General features: G+C 43.8%; 21 protein-coding genes. 2 read left to right on the top strand and 19 right to left on the bottom strand.

Translation table 11 applies throughout. The annotated features are described in order from the left end of the window. Position 1 precedes the first annotated feature (1 nt). Genes FIU82_RS02045 through FIU82_RS01990 form a run of 12 tightly spaced genes read right to left on the bottom strand, consistent with a single transcriptional unit; the run spans position 2 to position 9,519 of the window. Complete coding sequence (locus FIU82_RS02045) at positions 2-1,069, bottom strand: hypothetical protein (RefSeq protein WP_152440200.1); 1,068 nt, start codon at positions 1,067-1,069, stop codon at positions 2-4. A 1-nt stretch (position 1,070) separates the two neighbouring features. Continuing rightward, positions 1,071-1,994: a general secretion pathway protein GspK gene (locus tag FIU82_RS02040; RefSeq protein WP_045980370.1), complete on the bottom strand. Its 924-nt coding sequence runs from the start codon at positions 1,992-1,994 to the stop codon at positions 1,071-1,073. Position 1,995: 1 nt separating this feature from the next. Further along, a complete protein-coding gene (locus tag FIU82_RS02035; protein ID WP_045980371.1) occupies positions 1,996-2,667 on the bottom strand; it encodes a prepilin-type N-terminal cleavage/methylation domain-containing protein in 672 nt (223 codons plus the stop codon). Next, positions 2,651-3,070: a prepilin-type N-terminal cleavage/methylation domain-containing protein gene (locus FIU82_RS02030; RefSeq protein WP_152440199.1), complete on the bottom strand. Its 420-nt coding sequence runs from the start codon at positions 3,068-3,070 to the stop codon at positions 2,651-2,653. The genes FIU82_RS02035 and FIU82_RS02030 overlap by 17 nt, the downstream gene beginning before the upstream one ends. After that, entirely contained in the window at positions 3,057-3,455 is a 399-nt protein-coding gene (locus FIU82_RS02025; protein ID WP_045980373.1) for a Tfp pilus assembly protein FimT/FimU, read from the bottom strand. The genes FIU82_RS02030 and FIU82_RS02025 overlap by 14 nt, the downstream gene beginning before the upstream one ends. Continuing rightward, positions 3,442-4,653, bottom strand: a complete 1,212-nt coding sequence (locus tag FIU82_RS02020; RefSeq protein ID WP_152440198.1) for a type II secretion system F family protein — start codon at positions 4,651-4,653, stop codon at positions 3,442-3,444. Before FIU82_RS02020 ends, FIU82_RS02025 begins: the two co-directional genes overlap by 14 nt. Then, on the bottom strand, positions 4,653-6,308 hold the full coding sequence (locus tag FIU82_RS02015; RefSeq protein WP_152440197.1) for a GspE/PulE family protein: 1,656 nt from the start codon (positions 6,306-6,308) through the stop codon (positions 4,653-4,655). The genes FIU82_RS02020 and FIU82_RS02015 overlap by 1 nt, the downstream gene beginning before the upstream one ends. Positions 6,309-6,317: 9 nt before the next feature. Continuing rightward, the gene (gene gspG, locus FIU82_RS02010; protein ID WP_045980376.1) at positions 6,318-6,725 is read right to left on the bottom strand and encodes a type II secretion system major pseudopilin GspG; all 408 of its coding nucleotides are present in this window, start codon (positions 6,723-6,725) and stop codon (positions 6,318-6,320) included. Positions 6,726-6,742: 17 nt separating this feature from the next. Continuing rightward, on the bottom strand, positions 6,743-7,405 hold the full coding sequence (locus tag FIU82_RS02005; RefSeq protein ID WP_151173249.1) for a formyltransferase family protein: 663 nt from the start codon (positions 7,403-7,405) through the stop codon (positions 6,743-6,745). Between the two features lie 6 nt (positions 7,406-7,411). Beyond that, positions 7,412-7,747 carry a hypothetical protein gene (locus FIU82_RS02000; protein WP_138508566.1) on the bottom strand — a complete coding sequence of 112 codons (336 nt, stop codon included), beginning with the start codon at positions 7,745-7,747 and terminating at the stop codon, positions 7,412-7,414. Then, a complete protein-coding gene (locus FIU82_RS01995; RefSeq protein ID WP_045980378.1) occupies positions 7,747-8,340 on the bottom strand; it encodes a sugar transferase in 594 nt (197 codons plus the stop codon). Before FIU82_RS01995 ends, FIU82_RS02000 begins: the two co-directional genes overlap by 1 nt. A 3-nt stretch (positions 8,341-8,343) precedes the next feature. Next, positions 8,344-9,519, bottom strand: coding sequence for a DegT/DnrJ/EryC1/StrS aminotransferase family protein (locus FIU82_RS01990; protein WP_152440196.1), 1,176 nt, complete (start codon positions 9,517-9,519; stop codon positions 8,344-8,346). Positions 9,520-9,737: 218 nt separating this feature from the next. On the opposite strand from FIU82_RS01990, the gene FIU82_RS01985 reads away from it, so the two are divergent. Beyond that, positions 9,738-10,964, top strand: a complete 1,227-nt coding sequence (locus tag FIU82_RS01985) for a lipopolysaccharide biosynthesis protein (RefSeq protein ID WP_152440195.1) — start codon at positions 9,738-9,740, stop codon at positions 10,962-10,964. Continuing rightward, positions 10,964-12,313: a hypothetical protein gene (locus tag FIU82_RS01980; RefSeq protein ID WP_152440194.1), complete on the top strand. Its 1,350-nt coding sequence runs from the start codon at positions 10,964-10,966 to the stop codon at positions 12,311-12,313. The genes FIU82_RS01985 and FIU82_RS01980 overlap by 1 nt, the downstream gene beginning before the upstream one ends. A 43-nt stretch (positions 12,314-12,356) precedes the next feature. On the opposite strand, the gene FIU82_RS01975 is transcribed toward FIU82_RS01980, so the two are convergent. Genes FIU82_RS01975 through FIU82_RS01945 form a run of 7 tightly spaced genes read right to left on the bottom strand, consistent with a single transcriptional unit; the run spans position 12,357 to position 20,015 of the window. Then, positions 12,357-13,892 (bottom strand): hypothetical protein, encoded by a 1,536-nt coding sequence (locus FIU82_RS01975; protein WP_152440193.1) that lies wholly within the window; start codon positions 13,890-13,892, stop codon positions 12,357-12,359. A gap of 34 nt (positions 13,893-13,926) precedes the next feature. After that, complete coding sequence (locus FIU82_RS01970) at positions 13,927-14,991, bottom strand: DegT/DnrJ/EryC1/StrS aminotransferase family protein (RefSeq protein ID WP_152440192.1); 1,065 nt, start codon at positions 14,989-14,991, stop codon at positions 13,927-13,929. Next, positions 14,992-15,573, bottom strand: coding sequence for an acyltransferase (locus FIU82_RS01965; protein ID WP_045980384.1), 582 nt, complete (start codon positions 15,571-15,573; stop codon positions 14,992-14,994). Then, positions 15,573-16,517, bottom strand: coding sequence for a Gfo/Idh/MocA family protein (locus FIU82_RS01960; protein WP_152440191.1), 945 nt, complete (start codon positions 16,515-16,517; stop codon positions 15,573-15,575). The genes FIU82_RS01965 and FIU82_RS01960 overlap by 1 nt, the downstream gene beginning before the upstream one ends. Positions 16,518-16,520: 3 nt before the next feature. After that, the gene (locus FIU82_RS01955; RefSeq protein ID WP_152440190.1) at positions 16,521-17,831 is read right to left on the bottom strand and encodes a nucleotide sugar dehydrogenase; all 1,311 of its coding nucleotides are present in this window, start codon (positions 17,829-17,831) and stop codon (positions 16,521-16,523) included. Then, positions 17,824-18,906: a non-hydrolyzing UDP-N-acetylglucosamine 2-epimerase gene (gene wecB / locus FIU82_RS01950; protein WP_152440189.1), complete on the bottom strand. Its 1,083-nt coding sequence runs from the start codon at positions 18,904-18,906 to the stop codon at positions 17,824-17,826. Before wecB ends, FIU82_RS01955 begins: the two co-directional genes overlap by 8 nt. After that, on the bottom strand, positions 18,903-20,015 hold the full coding sequence (locus FIU82_RS01945; protein ID WP_216651818.1) for a glycosyltransferase family 4 protein: 1,113 nt from the start codon (positions 20,013-20,015) through the stop codon (positions 18,903-18,905). The genes wecB and FIU82_RS01945 overlap by 4 nt, the downstream gene beginning before the upstream one ends. Positions 20,016-20,020: the final 5 nt, after the last annotated feature.

Here is a 20,020-nt window from a genome sequence, read left to right as displayed (position 1 = left end):
ATTACAGCCCCTCTCCTGGTGTGGTGGTAAAGGAGATATTAAACGTGGCGAGCTTACCGCGCTTAACCGTTGGGGTAATATACGCCACATTATGCATATTCGGGTGTTGGTTAAAGGCTTCAAAAACGGCTACCGGATCTTGCGCTTTCCCCATCACTCTGAAAATATCCTTAGAGTAATTGACGCGCTCGATATCAAATTCTGCTTGTTTGTAAGCATCACTAAGTGCAGCCATAGCTGAAGCTACTTGCGGTGGCGTTTGAAATGGTGCCCGGATAGAGTCGTAGGTATCAAGCTGATTTTGATATTCACTTTGCGCTGTTATCAGCTGTTGCTGTTGCTCCTTTTGCGCTTGCATATGGGCCTCTATATCGTATTGCTGATAGATAAGAAACCCCGCACTGGCAGCGCCGTATAAGCACACCCCAAGTAATGTCAAAGTGAGCGCTTGTTCATATTTTTCGATAAAGTTTTTATTTTGCTTTACCAGTTGGCACTGACCCAGCAGTAACACATGCTTAGGTTGAGCAAACTCGACCAGCATTTGCAGCCACTGCTGGACACTATTGATGACTTGGTACTGTTGCTGGCTAACCAACTCACCTAGCTCAAGTGGGTTATCTGTCTGGGTCATGCCTAGTTGCGCACTACTTAAACGATAACCATTAAATGCTAATTCGTAGGCACCCTGCTGTTGGTGCTGTAAAAGTAATTCTTCAGGGATAATAAAGCAGCTGCTTTGCAACTTTTGCTGCAACGTGGCAACAGCTGACTCGGTCAGGTAGAAAAAGTTAACAAGTGAGCTTGTTTCCTTTTTTTGTTGCTTGTCGGCAACAACTAGCGGTGAAGGAAATGGCTTTTGATGCTCTTTATACAGCTTAATAGCTTTACCTAACTCTTTACCCGTTCCAGGTAGTTGACGCTGATCTGCTAAATAGCATTGGCTTGTCACAAACACCACGGCGTAGGCCGGAATATGAGTGGCTTCACTTCCTTTGCTATCATAAACACTTTGTCCATCAAAGTAATAGCAACGCGCTAATAACTTTGCTCGCCAATCAAATTGCATATTAATTTACTACCCAATGCCACGTGCTTATAGGGGGTTCGTTCTTATACTTGAAATTAGTGTCAAGTACAAGCTCCCGGGAGGCCGAAACCTTACCAACATGCGCCTCGACACGCAAGCGATACGCGCCTGAGAGAGTGTACCGTACGCCCAATGCGTTGGGGGATTCCAGTTGTTTTGCTATTTCTGTAGGTGCCATGCGAGAGCGCATATCTAATACTTTTTCAGCCGCACTTTGGTCTTGGTAAAAGGCTTCAACTAACACAGGGTCAGCCATGACTGGATAGAAATCAAAGTAATTATACGGCGTTAGATAAGGTGACACTTTATCGACTAAGGCTTTATCCCAACCACAGATAAGTTGTAGCTCAGCTTTAGACATCAACATCGCATTGCGCGGTGGCACTTTGCTCATCGAAGTGTAGCTGTATGACTCGCCGCCGTTTAGGCGCTTTAAATCGTCCCAGTCGGTCCAATCTTGCAGACATTCAGAGGCACGCGTTGCGGTTTCTTCACTTTCCCCTAACTGCATTAGCAACCTTTCGATAATGCTCGCTTTTGGATTGTTGTAGGGGATCAACGAAGCGACATCTAAGACACTCGCTTGAACATTATCGCTAAGGGTAAAGGGAGCACCATAGTAATTAAATGTGGTTGTTTGCGCATCAAGCTCTTGCTGATTGGTGAATGAATTTAATGACTCAACACTGATATCTGCGCTACGAGCGGTGCCTTTTATAATGTCCATTTTTAACTGTGCCATCGCAGAGTCGGCCTTTAGTTCTGCCCGCATTCGATTTTGAATGCGCTCTAACAGCAGCTGGTTTTGCTTGGTCACCGTTAAATAATAAGCAGAAAACGCAGCTAGAGAGGCAACCACTAACAATACAGAAAAAAGGGCAATCCCTGTTTGACGCTTGAGCATGTTAAATCCCCACCTGATGAAACTCGACGACCTGTCGCTTGTACTTTGGTAAGTTTCTAATGTGGGTTCGAAACACACTTTGGTATTGGGTCTCTTGGTATGTGTATGAAACCTTTATCGCTCGCGGCAATAGGTGCTGCGCCTCTGCTTCAACGTATGATTCACTGATATCATCAAAGGTTATTATCGGCTTTGCCTCTATGGCAGTGATGGTAAAGTCACTAACAGGCTGCTGCAGAACTTCACTGCGGCATGAGCTTTGCTCGATCTGCTGAGAAATACTTAATATTAAATTTTGGGCTAAGTCACACTCAGTAATAACAAGCTCGTTTGGCTGCTGCTCGTTCATTGCCAGTGTAGTCACTACCTCATTGCCAAAGCCGAGTACAGAGTAATTCGAGGCGTAGCGAAGGGTATTGTTTTGCGTACTTAACAGCAGCATAGTCTCACCGCTGCCATCATCAACATAGTAATCCATCATGCTGGCTATGGAGTAGCGTAGCTTAAGTTGCGTCTTTAAGTTTGTTTGTGCACCACTTATCAGGGATTTAGTGCTGCCAAAATTTTTCAAGTACAGACCAAAAGCTTGATAGCTCAACGTTAGCACCATAGCTAAGATGGTGACTGAGATAAGCATTTCAATTAATGTGAAGCCGTTATTGTTGCTGCGCATCTTTCAACCATAACAGGTGAGTAAATTTAAACGTTTGTGAACTTACATCATCTTTGACGCATGAAAATTCAACATCAATCAGTTGATATGAATAGCGGCTGTTAATATACCCACCCGCGTCTATATCAAAGCGGCTTGGGGTGTATTGCTCTCGCTTTTCGCTGTTCCAATTACATTGCTTGCCTAGTAACTCTATGGTGCCGGAGCGTTGCTCGTCTTCGAGCGCAATAATAATTTCGTCACGTAGAGTCAATACACTTTCAAGCTCATTGATCCGCTTACTCGCTTTAATCTCGAAGTTAACGAAGTTGCTGTATATTAATTGTGTCAATGCTATCGCCATGGTGGCAATGGTTACCGCTACGAGCAACTCAACTAAGCTGAAGCCTTTAATATTGTTCACTGCACAGCTCCAAGCTCGTTAATGCTTGCTGCAAAAATTGCAAACGCTCACTTTCGATACACCCAGTAATTTCGCCACTGGGGCTGATAGTGAACTCTTCTTTGCGCTGCACCTGAGTATTTAACTCCAGCGTTCGGACTGTCTCGGAATTTTGCGCTAGCATCACGGTGTTGTTGTCAAAAGTGAGTGTTTGCGCTTGGTTTGTCCAAAAAGCGTAATCAACCGCCGCTCGCGCTAGGCTGAGAGTGGTTTTTTCATCGCTTTTTTGTCTAATTTTATCAAGCTGGTCAATTCCTAGCGGCACAACAAACGACAGCGCTAAGCCAAGCAACGAAAAAACAATAAGCAGCTCTATTAAGGTAAATCCCAGATTAGAGCGTGACATCTTGAACACTCAAAATACTCAGCATCATAATGATTACAACGCCCCCGACTAAGACCCCCATGACTAAAATCAGCATCGGCTCTAGAATCTTTAGCAAGCTATTGAGCTTTAAATTAAATTGCTCAATTTTTCGTGTTCTGACCTCATCAAAGGCACCGGCTAAGTCGCCCGTTTCTTCGCCAATCTCCAAATAGCCAATATCCATACTCTCGAGAACGTTAGCCTCTTCTATGGCGTTAGAGAAACGCTCTCCCCCTTGGATGACTTTAGAGGCCATCTGCACTCGAGCTCGGTGAGATAAGCTACTTAACGTGTTCGAAGCTAGTTTCATTGCGCTGGTTAAGTTCAACCCACTACGTAAAGACACATACATCGCCGAAGTGAAGCGCGACTGCTCAGCCAAAGTGTGCAACCCTTTGATGAGCGGCGCTTTAAGCCATACTTTTAGCAACCTAGAGCGGAACGCTTTGGCGAATGCTTGGCTTGACGTAAACAGCATAGTGATAAGAGCTGCAATGACAGCAAGGCTAATAAGCCCATATGAGGAATTAATCCAATTGCTGGCAACTAACAAGGCTTCGGTATACACAGGAAGCTCTTTACTGCCGTCAAGCATTGACGAAAGCTGCGGGACGACGACTTTTAAAATAAACGCCAAAGATGCAATACACACAAACACAATAACCATCGGATATGACATGGCTTGTTTTATTTGGTTTTGCATTTGGTTTTTAAATTTCAGCTGTTCACTCAGGCCTTTCATGACCTCACCAATTGTGCCGGTGGCTTCACCTAACTCAACCAGTTTAATGTACAGCTCATCAAAGTGCTTAGGGTGCTTCTTTAGCGCACTCGAAAGGGCTGCACCGCCACGCACGGAAATTTGTAATGATTGTAAAAGCTCTTCAACTTGTTCATTGTCGGCGGATTTCATCAACAAGCCCAAGGCTTTATCTAGATTGACGCCGTTCCCCAGTAGCGAGGCTAAGTTTGTAGTTAACGTCTCAATGTCGGTGGATTTCACCTTGGGCGCGAACAAGCTGCTGCTGGACTTTTTGCGTAGAGGCTTAATATCAGTAGGTGAGAAACCAATATCCGTAAGGGATTTGTAAGCAAGCGCTTCTGACTCAGCCTGAATGATTTTCTGGTGTTTGTGCCCCTGCTTATCTAGATAAGTCGCCTTGAACTTTGTCGCCATTAGCCCGCAACCCTCATGACTTCTTCAATGGTGGTTTGCCCTTGTAGTACTTTTAATAGGCCATCTTGCTTAAGGCTACGATAGCCTTGCTTACGCATGAATTGCTCGGCACTGAGAGCGAAATTACTGTCTTTCGGCAATGACTTAATATGATCGACATTCGGCAGATACTCTAATATCGCTAAACGCCCTTGATATCCCGTTCCTTTACAGTGTTCGCAACCAACAGCACGGTTTATGGTTATATCTTCGATACCACATTGCTGCGCTAGTTTATCAAGTTCTAACTTTGCAATATGCTCTGTGGCATGAGGGTCTGGCTCTTTACAGTGCTCGCATAGTTTACGAGTTAGTCGCTGCGCTAAAATGGCAACCACCGCCGAATTTAGCAAGAACTCATCAACACCTAAATCTATCAATCGGACATATGCACTGGGTGCATCGTTGGTGTGCACGGTACTGAATACAAGGTGGCCGGTTAGCGCTGACTGCATGGCGATACGCGCCGTTTCACTGTCTCGAATTTCACCGACCATGATCACATCAGGGTCTTGGCGAACAATACTACGAATACCCGCAGCGAAGTCGAACCCAATATCAGGTTTTACTTGAATTTGGTTAATCCCTTCGATTTCATACTCAACAGGATCCTCGAGAGTAATTATTTTCTCATGAATGTCGTTCAGTGAATCAAGGAATGAATACAGCGTCGTCGTCTTACCTGAACCGGTAGGCCCGGTCATGAGGATCACCCCTGAGGTGCGATCTAAGTCTTGTTGTATGTGCTCAACTAAGTCATGGTGAAAACCAAGATCATTTAAATCCAGTTTCAACGAACCTTTAACAAGGAAACGCATTACCACACTTTCACCGTTATTAAGCGGCAAGCAAGACACACGAATATCAATGTTCTTGTGTTTTAGCGCAATTTTACCGTCTTGTGGACGGCGCTTTTCAGCAATATCCATGTCAGCGAGTATTTTTAAGCGCGATACAACCGCCAAAACAAGGGAGGCTGGGATAGTATCAAGCTTGTGTAACAAGCCATCTACCCGGACTCTGACAATTCCGCCTTCTTTCGTTGGTTCTACGTGCATATCCGAGGCCCCCATATCAAGAGCCCGAGATATGAGTGAATTAACCAAGTTCACAACAGGGGTTTCTGATGCAAGCGCTCTGATTTTTTCTAGCTCTTCACTTGCTTCTTTAGCTTCGTTTTCGAGCCCTTCAACAATAGAAACAACCCTTTGTAACAGAGTTTTGTCGGTCACTATGAGCGTGTACTGCACATCGGCTAGGCGCAAAAAGTTTTTCGCGGCATTGCACAGTGGTCGGTTAGTGAGAATGTGAAGATTGTCGTCTTCCCTACTTAATGGGTACCAGTTTTTACCTTTAAGAAACGTCCATTCTATATCCGAGTTATGTAATGCATCTTGCACTTTAAACTCATCTATAAAATCTATCGCATTCCCGTAATCAATAAGCTGAAGGTTAAAATGCTCAGCAATTGCGGCAATGACCTCCTCCTCACTTAAACCGGAAAAACCAACTAATACCTCTTCAGCATTAGTTAGCTTATTGAATCCACTAGGGTATTCTGATTGGAAAGCAGGGTTTTGTGATACCGAGCTTACGATACTGCTTAAATCGCGCATAAACGTCACTTAGTAAATTATATCAGCGTCAATATCAGTGCCGCCTTCTTTACCATCACGGCCTAAAGAAGAAAGTTCGAACCCTTCACTGGTACGCTTATATTCATAAGGGTTATCCCATGGGTCCATAGGCACATCTTTAGGCAAATAAGGACCATCCCAGCGTTTATCATCACTCACCCTTAGACCTTGCAGGCTTTCTGGGTACTGCCCCACATCGAGGCGATATGTATCTAACGCAGTGGCTAACAAATCCATTTGCGCTTCGGCAGTATTTACTTTTGAGGAATCTAATTTGCCAAACATAGCCGGGCCGACTAGTGATGCCAAAAGACCAATAATAACCATCACTATCAATAGCTCAACCAAAGAAAAGCCTTGCTGACGTTTGCTAACGCTGTTTTTAAATTTATTCATGTTAATTCACCACACTATTATTGTGCTTCGTTAGGTACCAGTTTAAATGTATGACCATGCAACTTGATATAAGGCTGATATTGACGAAAACTCACCGCCCTAACCCGTCGTTGGACTTCATCCGCATCCATTTGCGGAGTGATGATAAATAACTCTTCAAACTCTTTTCGGGTATACGGCTTTCGTGCCCATTGCTTGTTTGCAACCGCAAATTTGCCGTCTTTTACAAAGGTATCTATCACTTCTTGGAAAAGAGCTAGCTGCGCATCATATGCTCTCTTCAATATACTTTCAACATTGTCTGATGCATCTAAGTCGAACTCTTTGGTGGCGATAATTTCACCTGTATCAACTGCGGCTTTCATGTGATGACAGGTTACGCCGAAGGTTTTCTCGTTGTTATACAGAGCAAAGTTATTACAACCAATACCTGGGTATTCTGGCGGTGCCGGGTGAAAATTGATGGCGGCTATGTTAGCCCTATCAAGCAAAGCTTGTGGCACTATCCAGCGTGAAAGGTAGGAAATAATAATATCTCCCCGCCATTGGGCTGCGCTATGAGGTAATTTATCACCCCACTCGCCAAAATGATGTTCAACATCAAAGCCTTTATCATGTAGGTAACTCAGTGCCGAGCTACTTGCGTCGTCGCCTTTTTTGGCAAGGAATAGTACTTTCATAAACTGCTAGCTCGAGAAAAAGTATGTTTTTGCATCTGCAGGTAAGGGGTGTATCGAGTTAAAAACAAAGGGCTGCTCTAAAGTAGGTTTTAGGCTCTGTTGTAACTCACGCCACTGCTGTGACCAAATATTGATATGTAAACTAAGACGCAATGCAGCCTGTTGCGCGGGCTCATCCAGCTGGTGCCCAAGCTCCATAATAAGCGTATTGAGTTGCTGGTTATAAGAATACAGCGCATGAGCGTAAGCATAGGCCTTGTTATGCTGCAAATATTCGCGATATGCATGGTCGCAGCCATGTAGTAAAAAACGAATTCGTTGTTGAACCTGTTCTGCGTCCATTACTTATCATTACCCTCAAAAAACTTAGTTGTTGCTTGCCCTTCAGCCACAACGCCCTCGCTTTTAATGACCTTACCTAAGGTTTGGTACATAATTTTGATATCCAATGCTAGGCTTTGGTTTTCCACGTACCACACATCATGTTCAAACTTATCCTGCCAAGACATATCATTGCGACCGTTTATTTGCGCCCACCCTGTTAGTCCAGGACGCACATTATGGCGCTTACTTTGCCTCTCGTTATACAAAGGCAGGTATTGCATCAACAAAGGCCGTGGGCCAACAAAGCTCATATCTCCTTTTAAGATATTAAAAAGCTCAGGAAGTTCATCCAATGATGTGGCTCTTAGTTTTGCGCCAAATGGAGTCAACCGCTGCTCATCACTGAGTAACTCCCCATGCTCATCTTTACCGTCAGTCATGGAGCGAAACTTGAACATCTTGAATGGTTTGCCGTGCAACCCTGGACGAACCTGAGAAAAAATGACTGGTCGACCAAGTTTCAACGCCACTAAAGCCGCCGTAATGAATAATATCGGCGCTAGCAGCAATATAAGCAGTGCGGAAAAAACGATATCAAAAACTCTTTTCACTCTTTACCCCATAGCCTCGGTTAACACCGACTTTAAAGCCGCCACTGTGGTTTCAATTTCCTGTGATGTGAGCGTGGGATGCACCAATAGCATTAAGCTTCGCTCTCCAAGTGCTTTCGTATTAGGTAATCGATGTGCCGGGGCGAGACCTGCATCGTCAAAGCATTTCTCCAAATATATCTCTGAACAACTGCCTTGATAACAAGGGACACCACGGGCATTTATTTCAGCGACGATACGGTCACGATGCCAATGCTGTGAGAGGCGCTCAGGTTTGATATAAAGATACAGTTTGTACTGAGCGTGAATTATATTCGCTGGATAGACTGGTACTTCAATTGCTTCTATACCTTGCAGAGCCTCACGGATCGTATCTGCATTGTCGTTGCGCTGCGCTGTCCATTGCGACATTTTCTTTAATTGGATGCGACCAATCGCAGCCTGCATTTCGGTCATACGATAGTTCGTACCAAAGCTTTCATGGAGCCACCTGAATCCGGGTGGATGCTGACGATGGTAGACCGCGTCGTAACTTTTCCCATGGTCTTTAAAAGACCACATTCGGCTCCACAGCTGTTGCTCATTGGTAGTGACCATGCCACCTTCACCGCCCGTGGTCATAATCTTATCCTGACAAAAAGACCAGCAACCAACATCACCAATAGACCCGACCGAGCGGCCGTTATATTTGGCACCATGTGCTTGCGCGCAGTCCTCTATTACAAAAAGCTTGTGTTGCGCTGCGATGGCCATAATCCGATCCATATCACAAGGCCACCCAGCAAGATGTACACAAACAATCGCTCTAGTTCGCTCAGTTATGAGCGAAGCGATAGAGTCGGGGTCAATATTACCGGAATCGCTGAGTACATCAGCAAATATAGGGACACCACCGGCAGTAATGACTGCTGTTGCAGTCGCAAGGAAGGTACGAGAGGGAACGATCACCTCGTCACCAGCTTGGATATCGATTCCGTGCAATGCTAATTCAAGCGCGTTGGTACCATTACTCACAGCGATGGCGAATTGACTGTCAGCGAAGTCCGCAAACTCCCTTTCAAATGAGCGACACTGGTCTCCTGTCCAGTAATTCACTTTGTTACTCAACAGGACTTGTTTTGCCTTTTCAGCTTCCTCTTCTGAGTAAGAGGGCCAAGGACTAAAAGCAGTATTTAACATGTGCGGTTCTGTCTGTGGGAAGTCCCTATAGTTTACATCAAGCCCACACGCTTTTTAACCTAAAACTCGGTGTTAACTTCTAGCTTTGCTATGGTTTCGCAGTTTTTTGATACCACATTCAGCCCACCTTTGAGATTGCCGACATTAATACAACCAAGTAAACTACAGAGGCTCAAAAAAACTCCACTTTAAGATCGCGAAACAAGCAAAGGCTCTCAATGCTTTCACCTTTTATTAAACGAGTTCTAACGCTGCTATCAGGCAGTGTTTTAGCTCAGGTTATAACGCTAGCACTCACTCCACTTTTGGCTCGCCTTTATTCTAAAGAAGCCTTTGGAGAATTAGGCATACTTATGAGCTGCAGCGCAGTTTTAGCGATTCTCTTCACAGGCAAGCTGGAGCTGTCCTTTTTCAATTTACGCTCTCAAGTCCAAAGACAGAGAATGAAGCTGGGGGTGGTGTTTATTGCTTTATTGATGAGCTTGCTGTTTTTGCCAGTTTTTTTCATATTTAAAAGTGATATTGCCAATACCCTAAATATAAGTGTTGTTGCGGCGTTATTGATTCCTGTAGCGGCGCTGTTTCTAGCTTATTTTAACTTATTCACTAACTTTGCCATTTCAGTACAAGATTTTAGCTCGGCATCACGCGCAAAGGTTGCTCGAGCAATTACCCAAGGTGCGGCTCAATCTGCTGCCTTTGTTTTGCCTCTTGGGCTAATAATCGGTGAAGTGTTTGGGCGCATTTACGCGTGTGGATACCTCCTATATAAAACCAAGATAGAAAATATTGCATTTAGTAAACGCAAGGTTTTGGCGACCTTACGCAAGGGCAAACCTTTTGTTAAATACACAACCCCAGCGAGCCTTTTAAATACCTTTAGTATGCAAATGCCCACTATCTTTATTGGTATTAACTATGACGCAGCTAGTGCAGGACTCTTTCTCATGACTCAGCGAATTCTGGCGGCGCCAACAGCTCTCATAGGGCAAGCGCTATCTCAAGTGTATAATAGCGAATTTGCACACAGCGATTTGAACACCGCAAAATGGCGACTATTTAGAGCGACTTTGGTCAAATCCTCGGCTTTATCTCTACTCTTTTTCTCGACCCTAGCTATAACAGCTCCATATTTAGTCACTACATTCCTCGGCGATAAGTGGCTTAGTGTCGCTGATTTTATCCTGTTGCTGACACCCATGTTTTTTTGCCAACTTTCTATTGGTGTTATTTCCAACACCCTTAATATGCTTGAAAAGAACAAAGTAATGATGTTTTGGGATGCATTTAGGGGCTCAGGTATCATTCTTTTCGCCATTGCCACCACGACCCAGCACTTCACTATCAGTACGTTTTTGCTAGGATACAGTGCAATAATGGTATTTAACTATTTAGTATTGCTTGCTCTCACCCTAACGCCCATGAAGGCCTTAAAGGATTTATAATGCGTCTTTCACTCTTGCTTACTTCATCTTTATTAATTTCAGCCTGTGGAGGCTCTGACCCAACAACAGAGCCACCTACCAAACCTGAGCCCCCGATAGAGCCCACCACCCTACACAGTGATAAGGTGCAGCAATTGTGGCAAGAAAATATAACCGACTTAATTACATCGGAGCCGCTTTGGCAAAGTGACTATGCATATGATACGGCCAATGTATTAATGCTACCCATGCATTACGCGTATCAACATAAAGAGCGTTTTAACGATGACCCTCGCCATAACTTTGAGCAATTCTTCGCCAATGTGGAAAGTGCTTTCTATCCACAGGATATTGAAAACCGAGTTATAAAAACTCAGTTTCTGTATTTCGTTAGTCAATATCTAAAACTACAAATTGAGTCATCACGCTGGTCAGAGAATGAGACTGTAAACCTACTGTTGCTAGAGCGAATAGAAAGCGCTTTAAATGAGCTATGGTATAACCTTGATGCGGTTCATTGGGACGCTTCTTTGCAGTTCACAGGCATTAAGCAACGACTAGAGTGGAAACTTAGCTCGCCCGCATATGATTACGCCTACTATGGCGCCATTATTGATGAAGAAATGTTTTCTTTGGCAATAATGAATGATTTAGCTTTCATCAAGAGCGCTTTAGGTCAGGAGTATGGACCTGCAGACGAAATTAAAGCGGTGACAAGGCAAGTGATCACCACTCAAGGTAGCTTTGATGGCACTGCTTGGTTTTTTCAAAAGGGTCAATGGCATGATCACCGAGATTACGCTTACGCAGGTCACGCCACTCTAGGTTCAGCTTTAGAGCGCTCAGAAGTCAGCGATATAGCAATAGACTCCTCTCACTCTCACAGAATGCCTCTTTGGCTTAAATCATTTGCTGATGCGGCCGGTTCAAATAATGACAGTCTTTATGTAGATGCATTAGCAGGGTTCAGGCACACATTTGAAACATATGCGCTACAAACACGCGAGTCAGAGGGAGAGTTTCAACTACTGCAAACTAATTATTTGGATGGCAGAAATGGCTTATACCGTTACTCATACTCGACTCTAGGAGATGACAACGGCTATGGTCCATTTGAGTTATCAGGAACCTTATTAGTTGGTTATTACGCATTTTCTGGCTCACAGAAGTATGCTCAGGGAATGCGACGTCTAGCAAACAGCTTCCCATTGTCACATGCTTTAATAGAGACTTACACTGGACCAGCCTCGAGTCGCTATAGACACCCTAGCTTTCAATGGCCAGAGTATTTTAGCAACGGTTTTGCACAGACTTTCTCGTTTCTTGCATCATGTTATCAAAGAGATATAGAAAGTTGTGAGGGGGAGTAAGTAATAAGCTGTGGCGATTGATATCGCCACAGCCTAGTCGGGCTTAATAGTAGTCGCGTTGAGCCAATGCTAAATAGGCTGAGTTCGCACGAATCAACGATACAGCACCAATAAGCGAATTAGCCTCTCTATCCAAAAAGGCCTCATTAGTTTGTAGCCAATTCGTGGCATCAAAATCAAAAGCGTACTTTGCGTACAGCAAAGCTTCTACGTTATTAGCATAGTAGGGACCATAATTAACCACAGCTTCATCAAGCATGCTTTGAAACACGCTGCTAAAGCCTAAGTTCTGCTTAGTTTGCCACTCCAATTTGGCTACTAGCATCATGTCATAAGTATGGTACGTTTTTTTGAAGTTTGGATAGCTCGCAGAGGACTCTTTCATAACGTAAGGAATGAGCCCGCTAAAGTTCTCTATTTGTGCCAATAGCGACGGCGAGTTATCAGCTATTACCTGCTTGGCAAACGAATCTTGTGGTTGAGTTACCCGTTCCGCGTAAAGTAAGCCAATAACTGAGTTAGTCCAATGATTCCACACGCCTTCAGTCGTATGCTCAAAAGCATTGCTCAACTGCTCCAATTTGACTTGGAAGACATGATCATTAGTGTACTTACTAAGAAGATACAATGTTTCCACAATGATGCCGTTATCCATTCCTGTTGGCAAAGGCGCACTTTCTGTAAGAAACCTTCTTGCATACTGACCTTCCCCTGCTAAAACGCGGTTAGCTAGATACAGGCCATTTTGCCTTGCTAGTTCTAGATACTCCGCCTTGCCACTCATCACATAGGCACGAATTAACGAGTTAATGAAGTATGCATTACTATGCAAGTAAGCTAAGCGGACCTCGACTCCCTGAGAGTTTGCTTGGGCGACATAAAACTCTGGGTAATCAGGCAGAAACTCACCTGTTTGAATGGGTTTCTTTTGCTCAAACCCACCTGTGGTCAGGTAAACATTGTTGCCGTCAAATATGAAGTCAATTTCATGGAGTGAACTTGCTCCTACTAGCCACCCCTCAGGAACATCAACACCGTTGCTATGTGATGCAAATGTAGTGGTAAAACGATGTGAGTTAACATCGTTATCACTCACCAAATAACCATTCACTAGCAAGTGAGGCTCACTTTTAATGAAAGCAAGTTGCTTATCCAAGTTATTCAAGTAGGCTTGCGTTTGCTGTGACAACTCTTTCGGTTCGTACGATGAGCTAAGGGCAAACGTTATATTGCCTAGTGTAATACTTTCTTCGAGCCTGACACCAGGCTTGCTTGGCGCTGTAGCAGTAAATCGAACACTATCACCCATAGAATAGCTGGTGCTTTCACTAACGATATTATCGTTAAGCAAAATTGTGAAAGCGCTGCTTGTTGGCGGAGATATGCTGACAGCTGAATCGAACTCAAAAGAAAAAGCTTGAGAGCTTATCGCAGTATCTGGAAGATCACTTATCAGGTCTACGTCAATGGTTACTTTTTGTGACGGAGGTTGGGGAGTTGTTTCATCACTCTTTTGGTTACTTCCACATCCAAATAATAAACTTACGAATAATGAAACAATAAACAACTGCTTTGGCATTAAAAATCCTTTTAAAATATTAAAAATCAAATAACTACAAATATCCATGCATGGGCAGACTAAACACCGACTGCGCCAATTTAGTGGCGACAGGAAAGTCTTTATCTTCATAGCCTAATTCAGCAAAAGCACTCTGCTGGTGCATGCAGGTACCGTAGTAAATCATAGTCGGGACACCTTGTGCTTTATAAGCTTGCATATCTGACTCTCGGTTATCACTCACTAACGTATACTGAGCCCAAGAGCTGAGGTAACCTGAGGGCACTTTAGGAGTTTTAAACTTACCGCTCAATTGCTCCTCATAGCGCTGTGCTGCTTTATTTCTGTTCTCTAACTCTTCTGGGAATGCTGCCAGCTTTTCCAGTAGTATGGCCGCTTGGATGGTATCTAACCGGCTATTCATTCCTATACGCACATTGTCATACTTGTCTTTTCCCTTACCATGAACACGGTAGGATCTTAACAACTCTGCGTATTCGTCACTATTTGTAAAAATAGCACCGCCATCGCCATAGCAACCTAAAGGTTTAGCAGGGAAAAAGCTTGTTGTAGCAATATCACCAAAGCTACCAGCTCGGCGTGAGTTTATAGCGCCTCCAAACCCTTGAGCCGCATCCTCGATGAGTTTGAGCCCATACTTTTCAGCGATACGCTCTAACTCAGGATAGTTTGCTGGCAGGCCAAATAAGTCGACAGCTATAATTGCCCTCGGTGTATAAAGACCCTGTTCAACTACGCTTTTTATCTGCTTCTCAAGATGGACGGGGCAGATATTGAATGTGTCCTCATCAGAGTCCACTAAAACAGGTGTCGCACCAGCGTAAGATATAACTTCGGCGGTGGCGAAAAAGGTAAACGTTGGACAAAAAACCGCGTCATTCTCTTCGATCCCCAATGTCATTAAAGACAGTGTTAATGCGTCGGTTCCATTCGCACATGAAATCACATGTTTAACACCGACATAATCGGCTAGCTGTTGCTCTAACTCGCGTACTTCAGGACCCATGATGTACTGACCATGTTCAAGAACCGTTTTTATACGCGCATCAATTTTATTTTGTAAATGCTTATATTGTGCTTCAAGGTCAATAAAGTGCATTTATTCTTCCTTTATCGATAGGTTACCATTCACTAATGAATACAGCTCGTTAGTGTGTACACAACGAGCTTCTGCGCTTCCCTCAAGGGGTAAATCTAGCTGCTCACCATACTTACTGATCCAGCCAACTTGACGTGCAGGTACGCCAACCATCAAAGCGAAAGCTTTTACATCTTTGTTGACCACAGCACCTGCACCTACTAGCGCATATTCACCAATGGTTACACCGCACACAATTGTGCAGTTGGCTCCCAACGTGGCGCCTTTTCGGACAAACGTATCTCTGTACTCAGACTTTCGTTCAATGAATGAGCGAGGATTGTAAACATTCGTGAAAACCATACTCGGTCCACAAAACACATCATCCTCAAGAAAAACGTTGTCATAGACTGAAACATTGTTCTGTACTTTAACGTTATTACCAATCGTAACTTTGTTACCGACAAAAACATTTTGCCCTAGCGAGCAGCCTTTACCTATTTGAGCTTGCCCACATACATGAGCAAAGTGCCAAACTCTGGAACCTTCTCCTATTTCGGCTCCCTCGTCGACTATTGCGCTTTCGTGAATCATAACCGTCATCAGAGCACCTTCGCTAGCAGAGCATGAGCGCGATCACCGGCATCTACTAGAGGCTGTTTACGAATTGCTTCGACTGTCTCTATGGCGACCCGGTTTTCATCAACACCAAAGCCTTCCCCTTTCAAGATATACTCATAGCTTTGTGTGTGAAGGTCCGTAAACCCGCCAGAGAACTCTAGCTCTTCATCACCTATGGTGATGCTACGGTAGGTGAGCTTTTCACCTTTTACGGCATTTTCAGGTAAGTTATTCGCATCAATGGATAAAAACCACCTCACACGTGCTTTTTCATACTCGAGGTAGCCACTTGCTGTTTTTTCATCACGGTAATGCACTTCATTACTCAGCAACTTACCAAATACAAAATGCAACATGTCGTAAAAATGTACGCCTATATTCGTTGCCACCCCGCCAGACTTATGGTCGAACCCTTTCCATGACTTCATGTACCACTTACCACGAGAGGTCATATAGGTAAGGTCAACATCAAAGATATGATCAGCGGGTGCGGCTGCGACTTTCTCTTTTAACGCGATAATCGCAGGGTGCAACCTTAGCTGAAGTATCGAGTTAACTTGTGCACTGTATTTCTCCTCATACTCTTTCAAGATATCCATATCCGCAGAATTAAGTACTAAAGGCTTTTCACAAATAACGTCTATACCATTTTTTAAGGCATACTTCATGTGTGGCGCGTGGAGGTAATTAGGGCTACAAATAGCAATATAATCAAGCTTTTTGCCCTGCATACTTTGATCTTCAACGAAGGCGGTAAAGTCCTCAAATTCAGTAAAGAACTCGGCCTCGGGAAAGTGGCTATCCATTATGCCCACAGAGTCATTAGTATCCATGGCAACAACCAATTCGTTACCGGTTTCTTTGATAGCCTTGAGATGGCGAGGAGCAATGTATCCGGCAGCTCCGATTAGTGCGAATCTTTTCATGGTTTAGGCCTTTATAACTTTCTGCGAGGCACTTCTATATTTGCCACGTGTGTCAACGATTAAAGGAGCGTGTTCGAGGATCAATTCATAATCGAACTTATCGTGATCGGTTGCCAATACGACAGCATCAACCTCACTCAACGACTCAGCTGTTAGTTCTTCAGAGCGTAAATCAAAATCATGCTCACGCATTCGTGGAAATTCATGAACATGAGGATCGCTGTAAGATACATCGCACCCTTTTGCTCTTAGGAGCTCCATGATTTCCACGGAAGGAGATTCACGCATGTCATCAACATTCTTCTTATATGCGATCCCTAAGACCAGTACTTTGCTCCCTTTGAGCGCTTTACCGGAGTCATTTAGACCATCCATCAGTTTACTAACAACGTACTCTGGCATGGCCTGATTCACTTCACCAGAGAGCTCAATAAAGCGGGTATGTAAACCATACTCTCTGGCTTTCCAAGTCAGGTAGAATGGGTCTATAGGGATACAATGGCCGCCTAAACCTGGTCCTGGATAATAAGGAGTAAAGCCAAAAGGTTTTGTCGCTGCAGCGTCAACCACCTCAAAAATGTCTACTCCCATACGATCAGCGACTACTTTCATTTCATTGACTAAGCCAATATTCACTGCTCGGTGAATATTCTCGAGTAGCTTCGTCATTTCAGCCACTTTAGTGGAGCTAACAGGCACCACACTATCAATAGCAGGTGAGTACAACGATATACCGACTTCTGTGCATTCTTTGGTATGACCGCCACAAATTTTTGGGATTGTATTAGTTTGAAAATCGGGGTTGCCTGGGTCTTCGCGCTCTGGTGAGTATATTAAGAAATAGTTGTCTCCCACTGTAAACCCACACTTTTCAATCCGAGGAAGCAACTCTTCCTCGGTAGTTCCAGGATAAGTGGTGCTCTCAAGAGATAACACCTGTCCCGATATAAGGTGTGGCAGTAATGAGTCCATCGTCGATGTGACGTAACTTAAATCCGGCTCTCGGTATTTATTAAGCGGAGTAGGAACACATAAAATAATGGCATCACACTTCGCAGCTTGAGCAAAGTCTGAAGTAGCGACAGCTCCGCCAGTGACCGCTGCTGCTATCGCATCTGAAGCGATGTGCTCTATGTAGCTTTTACCGGAGTTTATCTGCTCGACTTTATTGGGGTCTATATCGATACCGATCACATTAAAGCCTATGGAGCTATACCTCAAAAGTAGAGGCAAACCAACATAACCCAGGCCAACAATACCTATTGTTGCTGAACGTGACTCAAAACGAGAGATTAATTGCTCTTTATTATTCATGGTTACCTGCTAAAAACTTTGCTATTTCCTTTGCGCTTGAGCCATTTCCATAAAGCTGGCCTTGATTGTCTATTCCTGCGCTATTGATAATCTGGGATGCCTTTTTGATCATTGCTTGAGTATCAGAGCCGACCAGAGTGTTTATACCTGCTTCAACAAGCTCAACCCACTCAGTCTCTTCCCGTGCAGTAATACACTCACGCCCTAAAAAATACGCTTCTTTTTGTAGGCCACCGCTGTCGGTTACAACAAAGCTACTTGCATTAATGAGCTTTAACATTTCGACGTAACCAACAGGAGCAATCAGATCAATATTGGTGCTGATATTATGCTCGGCTAATTTCTGCTTTGTTCTCGGGTGAATAGGCATAACAATTGGAATTTGCTGGTTTATTTCCTCTAACCCAGAAAATATGCTGCGCAGCTTCTCTTCACTATCTGTGTTTTCAGCGCGATGTATGGTAGCCAGTACAAACTTACTGTGCTTTGCCAAAGTATCCTTTAAAACTTCATTATCAGAGGGTTTATCCTTGAAATGAAGCACAGCATCATACATGACATCACCGGTTTCAATGACTTGGGCCGGCTTTTGGGCATACCCCTCCAGCTCGAGGTTTGCCATTGCCGTTTTAGTTGGACAAAACAGCACATCACTAATATTGTCTGTCAGTATCCGGTTCACTTCTTCTGGCATTTTTTTGTTAAAACTTCTTAAGCCAGCTTCAACATGAGCAACTTTGACATGAAGTTTTACCGCAGCCAAAGCCCCTGCTAAGGTAGAATTTGTATCGCCATAAACAAGGACCCAATCTGGTTTTTCGCGTTGTATAACAGACTCTATTTCTGCCAACATTGTACCTGTCATCACGCCATGAGAACCAGAGTTGATATCCAAATTATAATCTGGTTTAGGTATCTCCATTTGCGTAAAGAAGATATCACTCATATTCTCATCAAAGTGTTGTCCCGTATGAACGATGATCTCTTTAACACCAGGTATTTCTCTAAGAGCTTTAGAAACTACAGCGGCCTTAACAAACTGCGGCCGCGCCCCTATCACGGTAAGAACTTTCATTGTGAAACCTTTTCATAAAATGCTTTAAGCTTGGCAAACTCAGGTTGCCAACTATACTTGCTCTCAACGGCTGCGACCCCGTTTTTTCCCATTTGTTTCGCTTTTTCAGGGTTGTCCACCAGAAACTGCATCGCGTCCGCTATTTGCTGGGGATCTGTTGGGTCAACACAAATACCACATTCATGTTTTTCAACAACATTACGCCACAGAGGGAAGTTTGACGCGATAACCGGCAAACCAGCAGACATATACTCAAACAATTTGTTAGGTTGAGCTTCAACATGATTCGGCTCTGGTAGGAAGGTAACCAGCCCTGCAATTGCCTTTTCCAACAGGAGTTGAACACCTTTACGGTCTACAGAACCAAGAAATTCGATATTTCCAGCTCCTAGGGATTCATTTACCTGTCGCAGAGTCTCTTGCTCTTGACACTTACCTGCCACTTTCAGCGTGAGACTAGTATTAATCGACAAAGCCTGTGCCAGTTCAACAATTCCCCTAATTTTACTAAATGCACCTACATAGGCAAAGTAACTTTCTCTCTCAACATTGCCTGAGCGCTTAAGCTCGCCAAGAATAGGATAGTTGTTAATGTCTATCACATTGCTATTCATATTCTTAAACTTGTCGCGAATGACCGGGGTCGCGGCGATTATGCCATCTAGTTTTGGCACCTTATACTTCTCATAACTATCAGCAGCAAAAGAGAGAATCTTGGCTACTGGTTTTGATAAATAAGGCTTTGATAATAGTTGCTTAGGGAAATCTTCATGAGCATCAAAAATAACTCTTTTGCCATTTTTCTTCAGTAAGTTTGCTACTGTGAGTAACTCAGGGTCATGCATATGGTAAACGTGTGCATTGAGTTCAAGACCTTTAACAGCCACTTCTTTTGGCATTTTAAGTATGCGGCTAAAGCGAGATGAAGCTGTGCCAACATCAAAAATATTGACACCATCTTTGGTTTCATCTCCTTGGCCATCGGCAACAACCAAAGATACCTTATATCCGGCAGACTTTAAGCTCTCACACATTTTCAAATAAACGCGGGTATCTGAGCGGTTGTGAACGGATGTAAGGTGACAAATATGCATGTCATTTGTTTGCAAAATAA

Origin of the sequence: Pseudoalteromonas sp. THAF3, assembly GCF_009363775.1 — a bacterium.
Taxonomy (GTDB): domain Bacteria; phylum Pseudomonadota; class Gammaproteobacteria; order Enterobacterales; family Alteromonadaceae; genus Pseudoalteromonas; species Pseudoalteromonas ruthenica.
This window is presented reverse-complemented; position numbering and strand designations above follow the sequence as displayed.